The 9,292-nt window shown below is 38.4% G+C and carries 25 protein-coding genes; 2 read left to right on the top strand and 23 right to left on the bottom strand.

The genetic code is table 11. The annotated features are described in order from the left end of the window. On the top strand, window positions 1-211 hold a 211-nt coding region (locus D6D85_RS16755), incomplete at its 5' end, for a hypothetical protein (RefSeq protein ID WP_237558704.1). Here the strand turns inward: D6D85_RS16755 and D6D85_RS01270 are convergent. The 17 genes from D6D85_RS01270 to D6D85_RS01195 all read right to left on the bottom strand — a co-directional run bounded on the left by D6D85_RS01270 (window position 208) and on the right by D6D85_RS01195 (window position 7,080). Next, a complete protein-coding gene (locus D6D85_RS01270) occupies window positions 208-885 on the bottom strand; it encodes a hypothetical protein (protein ID WP_125670271.1) in 678 nt (225 codons plus the stop codon). The genes D6D85_RS16755 and D6D85_RS01270 overlap by 4 nt on opposite strands. Window positions 886-1,102: 217 nt before the next feature. Continuing rightward, window positions 1,103-1,378: a hypothetical protein gene (locus tag D6D85_RS01265; RefSeq protein ID WP_125670269.1), complete on the bottom strand. Its 276-nt coding sequence runs from the start codon at window positions 1,376-1,378 to the stop codon at window positions 1,103-1,105. A 64-nt stretch (window positions 1,379-1,442) separates the two neighbouring features. Continuing rightward, the gene (locus D6D85_RS01260) at window positions 1,443-1,817 is read right to left on the bottom strand and encodes a hypothetical protein (RefSeq protein WP_125670267.1); all 375 of its coding nucleotides are present in this window, start codon (window positions 1,815-1,817) and stop codon (window positions 1,443-1,445) included. 4 nt (window positions 1,818-1,821) lie between these two features. Beyond that, window positions 1,822-2,172, bottom strand: coding sequence for a hypothetical protein (locus tag D6D85_RS01255; RefSeq protein ID WP_125670265.1), 351 nt, complete (start codon window positions 2,170-2,172; stop codon window positions 1,822-1,824). Continuing rightward, the gene (locus tag D6D85_RS01250; RefSeq protein WP_125670264.1) at window positions 2,169-2,438 is read right to left on the bottom strand and encodes a hypothetical protein; all 270 of its coding nucleotides are present in this window, start codon (window positions 2,436-2,438) and stop codon (window positions 2,169-2,171) included. Before D6D85_RS01250 ends, D6D85_RS01255 begins: the two co-directional genes overlap by 4 nt. A gap of 69 nt (window positions 2,439-2,507) precedes the next feature. Beyond that, entirely contained in the window at window positions 2,508-2,756 is a 249-nt protein-coding gene (locus D6D85_RS01245; RefSeq protein ID WP_125670262.1) for a hypothetical protein, read from the bottom strand. Continuing rightward, window positions 2,757-3,053 carry a hypothetical protein gene (locus D6D85_RS01240; RefSeq protein ID WP_125670260.1) on the bottom strand — a complete coding sequence of 99 codons (297 nt, stop codon included), beginning with the start codon at window positions 3,051-3,053 and terminating at the stop codon, window positions 2,757-2,759. A gap of 4 nt (window positions 3,054-3,057) precedes the next feature. After that, on the bottom strand, window positions 3,058-3,465 hold the full coding sequence (locus D6D85_RS01235) for a hypothetical protein (RefSeq protein WP_125670259.1): 408 nt from the start codon (window positions 3,463-3,465) through the stop codon (window positions 3,058-3,060). 69 nt (window positions 3,466-3,534) lie between these two features. Next, complete coding sequence (locus tag D6D85_RS01230) at window positions 3,535-4,020, bottom strand: hypothetical protein (RefSeq protein WP_125670257.1); 486 nt, start codon at window positions 4,018-4,020, stop codon at window positions 3,535-3,537. 102 nt (window positions 4,021-4,122) lie between these two features. Continuing rightward, the gene (locus D6D85_RS01225) at window positions 4,123-4,449 is read right to left on the bottom strand and encodes a hypothetical protein (protein ID WP_125670255.1); all 327 of its coding nucleotides are present in this window, start codon (window positions 4,447-4,449) and stop codon (window positions 4,123-4,125) included. A gap of 1 nt (window position 4,450) precedes the next feature. Then, a complete protein-coding gene (locus D6D85_RS01220; RefSeq protein WP_125670253.1) occupies window positions 4,451-4,906 on the bottom strand; it encodes a hypothetical protein in 456 nt (151 codons plus the stop codon). A 4-nt stretch (window positions 4,907-4,910) separates the two neighbouring features. Next, a complete protein-coding gene (locus D6D85_RS15960; RefSeq protein ID WP_161969615.1) occupies window positions 4,911-5,069 on the bottom strand; it encodes a hypothetical protein in 159 nt (52 codons plus the stop codon). A gap of 2 nt (window positions 5,070-5,071) precedes the next feature. Then, window positions 5,072-5,395, bottom strand: coding sequence for a hypothetical protein (locus D6D85_RS01215; protein WP_125670251.1), 324 nt, complete (start codon window positions 5,393-5,395; stop codon window positions 5,072-5,074). Window positions 5,396-5,470: 75 nt separating this feature from the next. Continuing rightward, the gene (locus tag D6D85_RS01210; RefSeq protein WP_125670249.1) at window positions 5,471-5,920 is read right to left on the bottom strand and encodes a DUF1874 domain-containing protein; all 450 of its coding nucleotides are present in this window, start codon (window positions 5,918-5,920) and stop codon (window positions 5,471-5,473) included. After that, window positions 5,917-6,162, bottom strand: coding sequence for a hypothetical protein (locus D6D85_RS01205; RefSeq protein WP_125670248.1), 246 nt, complete (start codon window positions 6,160-6,162; stop codon window positions 5,917-5,919). The genes D6D85_RS01210 and D6D85_RS01205 overlap by 4 nt, the downstream gene beginning before the upstream one ends. Continuing rightward, window positions 6,159-6,779, bottom strand: coding sequence for a hypothetical protein (locus tag D6D85_RS01200; RefSeq protein ID WP_125670246.1), 621 nt, complete (start codon window positions 6,777-6,779; stop codon window positions 6,159-6,161). The genes D6D85_RS01205 and D6D85_RS01200 overlap by 4 nt, the downstream gene beginning before the upstream one ends. A 1-nt stretch (window position 6,780) precedes the next feature. Then, window positions 6,781-7,080, bottom strand: coding sequence for a hypothetical protein (locus D6D85_RS01195; RefSeq protein ID WP_153183995.1), 300 nt, complete (start codon window positions 7,078-7,080; stop codon window positions 6,781-6,783). Between the two features lie 117 nt (window positions 7,081-7,197). On the opposite strand from D6D85_RS01195, the gene D6D85_RS01190 reads away from it, so the two are divergent. Further along, window positions 7,198-7,401 (top strand): hypothetical protein, encoded by a 204-nt coding sequence (locus D6D85_RS01190; protein WP_125670243.1) that lies wholly within the window; start codon window positions 7,198-7,200, stop codon window positions 7,399-7,401. A 163-nt stretch (window positions 7,402-7,564) separates the two neighbouring features. Here D6D85_RS01190 and D6D85_RS01185 read toward each other — a convergent pair whose 3' ends face one another. From D6D85_RS01185 to D6D85_RS01165, 6 genes are all read right to left on the bottom strand, one after another. Continuing rightward, complete coding sequence (locus D6D85_RS01185) at window positions 7,565-7,885, bottom strand: hypothetical protein (protein ID WP_125670242.1); 321 nt, start codon at window positions 7,883-7,885, stop codon at window positions 7,565-7,567. After that, on the bottom strand, window positions 7,882-8,079 hold the full coding sequence (locus D6D85_RS01180; protein ID WP_125670241.1) for a hypothetical protein: 198 nt from the start codon (window positions 8,077-8,079) through the stop codon (window positions 7,882-7,884). Before D6D85_RS01180 ends, D6D85_RS01185 begins: the two co-directional genes overlap by 4 nt. Next, complete coding sequence (locus D6D85_RS01175; RefSeq protein WP_125670239.1) at window positions 8,076-8,342, bottom strand: hypothetical protein; 267 nt, start codon at window positions 8,340-8,342, stop codon at window positions 8,076-8,078. Before D6D85_RS01175 ends, D6D85_RS01180 begins: the two co-directional genes overlap by 4 nt. Continuing rightward, window positions 8,339-8,533 carry a hypothetical protein gene (locus D6D85_RS01170; RefSeq protein ID WP_125670237.1) on the bottom strand — a complete coding sequence of 65 codons (195 nt, stop codon included), beginning with the start codon at window positions 8,531-8,533 and terminating at the stop codon, window positions 8,339-8,341. The genes D6D85_RS01175 and D6D85_RS01170 overlap by 4 nt, the downstream gene beginning before the upstream one ends. Before the next feature lie 64 nt (window positions 8,534-8,597). Continuing rightward, complete coding sequence (locus D6D85_RS16930) at window positions 8,598-8,729, bottom strand: hypothetical protein (RefSeq protein WP_272914401.1); 132 nt, start codon at window positions 8,727-8,729, stop codon at window positions 8,598-8,600. 10 nt (window positions 8,730-8,739) lie between these two features. Further along, entirely contained in the window at window positions 8,740-9,270 is a 531-nt protein-coding gene (locus tag D6D85_RS01165; RefSeq protein WP_125670235.1) for a hypothetical protein, read from the bottom strand. Between the last annotated feature and the right edge of the window lie 22 nt (window positions 9,271-9,292).

The following is a 9,292-nucleotide window of genomic DNA, read 5'->3' as shown; positions in this document are numbered from 1 at the left end:
CCAGGAAAGTTTTAGAATAGTTTTCTTTAATTGGGAAAAGTTTGCGAAAAGTATTCCGGAAAAGTTTTCAGAAATTTTCTCTAAGGGAAAAGTTCGGAAAAGTTTTTTCTTCAAGAAAATTGCAGAAAAGTATTGGCTTGTGGAAAAGTATTCGGAAACTAATGTCCAGGGCGAAAAGTATTGCGAAACTAATAAAAAAAGAGAATATTAATCAAAAAGAGAAGCTTGAACTTTTTGAGGAGCATTATTTTGTTCTACTTGTTTCACTTGTTCTATTTGTCTTTTTTCTGTTACTCTCTGATTTTGTCCCTCAAAAATCTTGTAAATACCGTAAACGCTTAACGGAATAACTGCTACCGGAAATACGGTTAATCCTAAAGCTGTTAATATTGTTTTTGTTCTTGTTATTTTTGCTATTCTCTGCTTTTTGTGAATAGCAATTATCTCATTTTGTTGTTCAATTATAACTTTTTGTTGTTCTTCTATAACCGATTTTTGCTCTTGAATAACTCCATTTAATTCGGTTACTCTTTTTGCTAGCTCTATTTGCAATTTCTCAGCTAATTTCTTGTCTTCACTATTCTTTAATTGTTCTATTTGCTGTTTTAATTGCTCTATTTCCTTATTAAGCTCCTCTATTCTCAATTGAGCCAGCTCTAATTGCTGTCTGTAATGCTCAGCTTCCTGTTCTTTAGCCTTAATAAACTCTCTCTGAGCTTTTCTCCTCAAATCTCTGAAATACTCTCGTGCTTCTCTGATATATCCTCCTTCATAAAGCTCAGAAACTTCCGGTGTAGTAGTAGCTTGAGGATTATCCTTGAAAAATAGCTCAATAGCCTTATCCAAAACGGGCTTGGGAACTTTATACCTTATCCTTTTCTGCATGGTGCATGCACCGAAAATAAGAACCCCCCTATTTAAATGGAAGAAACCCCGAAAAAGTAAAGAAAAGTAATCTAGACTAAAGACACCTAAAACCTATTTTCAAAAATTTTCTTTAAGGTATATGATAAAAGAGCTACTAAAAGCAAGCCCAAAAAAGCTATTCCGACAATTCCGAGCATTTTTGTAAACAATAAATTCATAATCGCTTGTCCTAACATTATATCACCTCCTCCCATTTTTTAGCTGTGTTATTCACGATAACGGGCAGATTATAGAGCTTAGCTTTTCTCTCTATTTCTTCCACATCTATATCTGGATTATCTTGATTTTCAGCTAGCTTGACCCAAGCTTTTAAGGTGCTTGACCACCTTAGCTTTAGCTCTTTTATCAGCTCTTTAGGAAGCAAGCACTTCCTTAGCCTTATGCAGATAACTGTTGTCCTATCAAGAGGATCATAGATCAAGAAGACATATAGGTATTTCTCCAGCCTCATAATTTCACCACCAGAAATAACCCCCCTATTTAAATGAGAGAAAATAGGGAAAAGTAATAAAAAGTTATCCAACCACCTTGAGGTTATTCAGCTTCAGCTCAGTTAAGGCTTTATCAGTCTCATAAGGATCATTGAATAGAGCATTAGCTAGATCTCTCATAAGCTCACTATTTACGACAATAGGCACGTTAGCCTTATCCAAGATTTTAAGAACCCTTATCAATTCCTCATGATAAGTATAAGGATTAGCTGTCCTCTGGAATATATGAAACTCCTTGAGCCAATGGCACCTTAATTCTCTTAGGATCTCTCTGTCCAAAAACACACCTTTGAGGTATATGTTTATTCCGATTTTACCTCTTAGCTCTGAGGTTATAAAGACATGAATAAACTTGTTAGGAAGCATTGATAAAAGAGATTTGGAAAAGATAACGGTCATGCTATCACCTTATCCTAAACCACAAGTAGAGATCTACATGGAGATCCGGTTTATCGTCTTCCGTATAGCAGATAAATTGAACCTTAGCCCTAAGCTTTTTAGCGATTTTCTGGATTTTAGCAAGCTCACCCCAAGAGTTAAAGCTAAAGTAACCGAAGTTAAAGCTAAACTTGAAAAAGCACCTATCGTTATACTCTATCCCGTAATCGCTTCCTAAGAATTCAGCATGATCCCAAGCTTCCCTTATCTCTCTTTCGACTTTGGGAAGCTTCTTTTGTAGCTTTACTTCAAGCAATGCTCTCTTAACCTGATAAGAAAAAGATGGAGGGAAGTAGTGAATTACTTCAGATGTCATATATCATCCCCTATATATACCCAGATCCAGAGATCTAATTTTCCATTGTTCACTTCAGCAATTATCACTTTGCAATAGGCTATTGGGATGCCGTCTCTTTCTTTAGCCCACTCTCTGAACTCAGCAATGTTGAATTTCTCGATGCCTTTTGCCATGATGCTTATTACATCCCCCATATCGTTTAGATAATAGACCTCCCCGCCTTTTTCCTCAAAAAATTTGGCGAGGATTTCCCCGACACCGGACACAACTATCTGTCCCGACATGCTGGATCACCACAAGAACCATACCCCCAGATATAAACTAAAGAAAAGATGGAAAAGTGTGGAAAAGTTTTAAAGATATATAGTAATTGCAATTTCTTCCCCCCGCTGATGCTCAACTGTCTTATACTTCTCCTTTAGTAGTCTTATCCACAGCATTATATCCTCCTTATTCGAATAGCCAATATTATCGTCCAGCCTGATATAACTTCTTTCTAGGTTATAGTATAACGTAACCTGCTTTTCCTTCCTCAGATTTTTGTTAAGAAAATAGGAAAGAATTTCCAGAGGATCTATTTCGATGAATTCGCTAAGGCTCATTTATCCCACCCTCTTTAATCTCACAAGAATTGATAGAAGGATGTCCTTATCCCTTATTTCGAACCTCATAAGATCTACCCTCTCGAATTTCAGCTTCAGCTTGGGGATGTATATGTTATCGGATATTAGGTCTTCCAGCTCTATATTGGATATTGCTGTCTTTTTGTCCTTAGGGATTGAGAGAAGGAAGGAAATTGTATTTTCAAAAGGAAGCTCAGAATCTGCATTCAATACCTCGAAACCCTTATCCGAAAAATACTTCCATAAAATTGTTGTTGTCCTATCAAGAACGCTCATAATATCACCTCAGCAAATCGTTAGGCTCATAAGAAGCCAAGATATGAGAAAGCTTATAGCCTTCCTTAGTTTTTTGCACCTTTATAGCGTCCACCACCAGAATAATGGGATGATGCTCAGATGCAAACATCCAGAACCTCATTTTATAGCCTTCCAAGTATTTTGGAAGCTCAAACTCTGGTAACCCATTCTCCTTTAAGTAGTTATCGAGCTTCTCTTTTTTGTCTGCATCAAAGAACTTTGTATTCCCCCTAAAGAACTCATGGAATTTTTGCCAATTAGAGAACTGCATATCGCTTAGCTTGTCTATCTTTTCTTGTTCGCTCTTAGCAACTTCCTCATGGTTTCTTCCCAAAACAAGGATTTCCCACCACTTGTTTAGGAAACCCTCCAGAGAGAACACATAACCCATCCAGATCACCCCCCGACAGACATAAACCCCTGAATATAAACTAAAGAAAGAAGAGAAAAGTATGGGAAACTATTTAGCAAAATAAGGCACGTAGCAGTATATATCCATTGCTAGCTCTCTGTATATCCCAGCTAGGGATTTTGTGTAGATTATAGCCCAAGCTAAGACATATTGAGCATCCTTTTTATCAAATGGGAGATGCTTAATGCTACAAGGAGATGTCTTATACAGTCTGAATATCTCCTTTTCAACTAGGAGATTAGACTTATGCTCTATCACAAACTTAGGTAAATTGAGAGAAACAAGAAACTCATTGAGTTTGTCCAAGTTATCTGTCTCTATAATCAACTTTTCAGGAGCAATGTATAGATAAACATCCCTCCATCCCTCTCTTTCTATCTTAGATATAGCATTATTGCGAGCCTTTTGGTAATATTCCTTTTCATCCTTTTCATCCCTAGCATTCAGCGAGACAAAGCCACCACGATGAGCTTGAAACCCTACTATCTTCCATGTGTGATAGAAATAACTCCATCTGTCAAAAAACTTATCCATCCTAGCGACCCTTAAATTAACAACCTGATTTTTCATAGCTATCCCGATAAGGAGAACCCCAGAATATTAGGAAAAGAAAAAAAGAAAAAGTATGGGAAAGTATTAGCAGATGAACCCTTTTTCCAAGATCCTAGCATCTAGCTTAGTGTTGAAAGTAGGAAGGATCAAGGGAGCATGAATTCCGTAAACAGCTAAAAGCCTCTCCACATTTAAAGGGAAGTCAGTTTCAAGCTTAGCTTCCCCTTCTTTTGTCTTTATCTCAACTTTGATTTTCCTGAGAACAAACCACTGCGAAAAATCCTGTGTCTCTGTGCAAGCATACTTGTAAACCATGCTTATAGATGCCTTCTTATCTTCATTATTATACTCAGCAGTTATCTCTATCATATCGCTTTCTAATAGCTTGTAACCCTGAAAAACCCAATACATATCACTTCCCCCACGCTTCAGCATATAACTCCTCAAAATCAGGAGAATACAAGCCTTTAGAAGACAAGAACTTATCGAAATGCTCAGCCATGAACCTAAATCCTTTTTCATGTCCAGCTCTAGCCAAATTGCTCATAAGCTCTATGAACTTGTTTAGCTTATACACCTTAGAAACACCTTCTACATCATAACCTTCCGATAGCATCATTAGATTACCCCCCACTATTATATCGAATAAGTGAGTAACAACTGCAAGATCATTCCTCCTTATTTCCACTATGTAGCGATTTTGGAATATTGTTCTAATCCCTGTTACCATCCCTACTCTATCAGCAAATATACTTATCTGTTTTCTTTTCTTAGATATACCCCAATAACCCGTATTCCTTCTTCTTAGCCTTTCATCATAGATCGAAAAAACAACAATGGTAGGAGAGATACCTGTTTTAGTTATCATGCTATCACCCTGCATAAGGATATGTTTTCCTGTATTTTATCCTCACGTAAAGCCATGCCACAAACCTAGAGCCAAGATCAGCAAGAATTAAGCCAGCTATCACCAGCAGAACTATCTTGACCTCGTAAGGGATAGCGAAATCCGTAATATAAGCCAGAGCCATATTCACCACCCTAAGGGTCTAAACCTATATTCCACTATGAGAGTATGTTCATCCTTAGGAGTTACATCGAAGGTAAAGCTAACACCTAGCCTTTTAGCTAGGGATCTAACCCTAAGGTAGTTGTATGAGTTGAAGTCAGCTTCTTTTGTTACAATTACCACTTCTATGTTGTTTATTCCCCATTTTTCATACCTTATTTCTGTAATTAAAAGCTCCTCTTCCATATCCTCAAGGATACGCTGTGCAATGTTTTCCAGAACCTCTTTCTCTTTCTCCTCAAAACCCAGACCCCTTATCGTGATATAGGATATGGAATATTCCGTCATCATATCACCCCGACAGACAGAACCCCCGAATATTAGGAAAAGAAAAAGGAGAAAAGTATGGGAAAGTAATCACGGTTATCTTTTCCTCCTTTTTTGATGAGAAGTATCAAGCATCGATTTTCTAAAGTCCTTGTATTTGTCCTCTATTTCCTTTATTGTCTCTTCCAAGTTTACCCTAACAGGAGTTATTACGTGAGCAAACACCAGAGTGTAGTCTATTCTAGCAGGATCATGGAGAATAAACAGCAAGGCTATATCTCCAGGATGCAGAAAGACAGCACTTTTATTGCATGGAACGTAGGTATTCAGTATTCCTGAGAGCAATTCAGCGTTAAACTCATTTCTCACAGCTGATATGAAGCCACCTGATACCAAGATCCTAGCTTCCTCTAAGGTTATTTCCTGTTGTAAGACAGCGACCCCCCTCTGCAATTCCTCCTCAGCAATAGGAACACACCTGCTATCTATCACGTATAGCTTATTTTCCTTTCTTTCCTCTTTTTCCTTTACTTCAAGAGCCATCATGTTTCCTCGCCTCCTCCACCTCTTATCTCATACATGCCCTCAGAGATAATAAAAGCTTGAACTACATATAGTGCTGATAGGCAGTCAAGCCTTCTGTGTCCTTGAAGAACTGTATATATCTTGTGAGCTAGATCGCATGAGGTCTCCTTATCAGCTCTATCGAATACAGCCTTCCAGAACTCAGGACTTCTCATAAGCTCTAAGACCTCAGGCTTTACCTCTTCCAAGAACTCTTTTTTCATACCTGCACCCCCTCCTTAACTATCATCACATGCAGACTGTCATCCTTCTCGTCAAGGTCTATCCTGTAAGAATAGAACTCGTTTTTATCTAGAAGGAATGTTCCACTTATGGGATTAGTGTTGTTCACGTCATTGAAGAAGACAACAGTTTTCTTTTCCTTCACCCTCTCAACAGGAGCTAAGAGCTTAGCAACAAATATGAAGACCCTCTTTCCGTCTGCGAGCAGGATAGTATCCCATCCACAAAAGGCATGAGCTTCATAGTAGCTCATGCCCTCCAAGATATGTTCATCTATTTTATCAATAGGTATTTTCTCTTTCTTCTTTACGTGATAGATGGCTTCAGCGTTATGGTATTTCAGGAACTGCTTTAGCCTATAAGCCCCCTCTCCCTTCCTCCATATCTTCTTTATGTTTATGAATAACCTTCCATCCAAGCAGTCTTGAACCAGCCCTATTATGGGAGTATACTCATCCAGAGTGAAGCCTACAAATCTAGGTGTGCCACGCTCACAGACATGGGTAGTAAGAACGCTATCAGACCCAACAAAGTTTACAATGAAATTCTTTATTAGCCACTCTCTATCCCTAAATATCCACCCCATCTCTTTCTCCATCTCAATCCCTCCACATAGCTTTTGAAGCAAGGTATAGCAATGCTTCCCTCTCTTTTCCTCTGTAATTTTTCTTGATAACATCGACCATCTCATCCATATTCTTAGCATGTTCGCAGAACCTAGCAAAAGTCCTCACCGTATCCACAGCCATGAATATATTCAGGTCAAACTTGTGTTTTATGTGATATACGAGGTCTTCCCAATCGATGCCTTCCAGAGCTACTGCGTTTTTCATTATTACAACTCTCCATCCTTCTTCTTCCTGCAACAACCTAAACAATGCACCCATACTTTTTGACATAGGATCACCCAGATTTTTGACAAGGGTCATAATAAAAACTTTACGAAATGGGGAAAGTATTGAAAAGTAATCAAAAAAGATTATAAGCAAACAGACCATAAATCAGCAGGTGATATTATGTTAGGAAAAAAGAAAAGCCTAAAGGGTATGAGTAAAGATGAGCTTAGGAAAACAGTATTCAACAAGATAAAGAGCACAAGCTTAGGAAAAGCTTTTGAGATGGCAAAAATGATACAGATAGGCAGATCACTAGAGAGAAAGCCACTTAAGGAGAGTTTACGCACAGCTAGGATATGGAGAGATAGAGAAGATAGGGGTTAGATCGATATGAGGAAATCAGTTTACCTAGCAGAGGATGAGTATAACGCACTAGAAAAAATAGCAGAAGAGGACGGAGACAACTTAAACAACGTCTTGAGAAGGGCAGTAAGGTTTTTTGTAAAATATAGGAGATTAATGGAAGAGGGATATAGGATTATACCTGTCAAGGTGATGGAAATATCGAAGCCGGAGCAGAAAGGAGAAGAGCAAAGAAAAGATAGCCAAGACACAGGAGCATCAAAATAAGGAGATCATATTTTGTCTTATTCCTTTTATAATCTTTTTTTAGGAATTTTACAGGGTTTTTGGCTACTCCTCTTATTATTTTGTCAAGATCTTCCTCTGGAATTTCGCCTGTTAAAGGTTGAATGTAGGGAGTAATGTTAGTATAGTAGTAGGTGTAGGATCTCAGTTGTTCTGCTTGTTCTTTCAGCTCATCCCTCAGCTTCTGTATTTCCTGCTTTAATTCCTCAACATCGCTCACTTAGATACCCCCGCAAGGAAGAACGTAAAGACAGCTATCACCACAAAGACAATGAAGAAAAGAATGAGAAGACCAGCCATGAACAGCAAAGAGAGGACAAGGAAGCCTATTTTAGCTACAAGCTGAGGAGCAAAGCTAACAATAAAGAGAAGGAGAAAGATAGTTATAAGGACAGACGGTCTAGGCAGTTTCATGGTTTCACCTTGTAATGGGAGAGAGACCAAGCAAGGGTAAGAAAGGCAGTAGATATTGTAAACAGCAATATGAAAAAGGATACAACAGTTTTTGTAGGATAGCCTTCAAAATAGAGCAGTAGAGAGAAAAGAAAGAATGAGGTAAGAGCCAGCAGGTAGTAATCGCCAACGTGCTCTCCATCCTTGATAGCCTGCCTTAATGAGAATAGAAGATAGAGGAAGCCGACAGAATACATCAGAAAAGCAAGATATACATACATCACGCCATCACCCTATCCCATCCCTCAAGTTCATCCGAGAAGTCAAGCAGAGAGAATTCAAGCAGAGAAGGATCTTCCAGCTTCACTATCTTTTCTTTTATTTCCCCTGAAACGATGTTCAAGCCTCTTAGCAGGTAGAAATTCCCCTCCTTTTTCACAGGAAAAACCACCCAGAACACATCCCACACTATCATGTTATCACCGAGAGCAAAAAACGGAGTATATTAATACCGGAAAATCTCGGAAAATACCGGAAAACTAATCCTTCTTGAAATATTTAAGATATACGTAATGGAGTTTTCTAACAAATTCCGGTCTCAGTTTATACATCACAAGAAATCTGGTTTTACCGTTCATCCCATGCCACCTCAACTTCACCTTCTTTCCCATTTATATCACCTTATAACGGTTCAGGAGTAGGTGCAGGAGTAAACACCTTCCATTCCAGCAGTTCAGATATATACTTTTTCTTTGGTGTTTCCTCTCTTTCTTCCTCAACTTTTTTCCTTTTACGGCTTTTATGCCCTGTTTCAATGTATTCAGCCTCATCCTCTCTCTCAACAACAGCAATTCTAGGCCATTCTTCACTATATGCAGGAGAGGAGAAGAAGCCTATCTTCATAACAGGTCTATCCAAGTATAGCTTAACATGCTTTTTTCCATCTATCACGACAACCTCGAAATGGGGATGGACAACGCCTATCAGCAAATTTCTGTTTATCATCACATTTTTCCATTTCGGATGGGTATGCCTTCCATCTAAAACTATCGAAAGTATGATGACATTTTCTCTATTCACGAGGGTTATACCAGCCTGCCTGTGCTGAAAGACAGTATATGCCTGAGAAGCGAAATATTCTGTAACATGATTTGCAAAAACAAAGAGTGCTCTAGTGCCCTTCCCCTTATCATTAAGCAATATCTCTCGCATCAAATAAATAGGAAGGTGCTAT

It is taken from the genome of Candidatus Methanodesulfokora washburnensis (genome assembly GCF_003947435.1).
GTDB lineage: Archaea > Korarchaeota > Korarchaeia > Korarchaeales > Korarchaeaceae > Methanodesulfokora > Methanodesulfokora washburnensis.
This window is presented reverse-complemented; position numbering and strand designations above follow the sequence as displayed.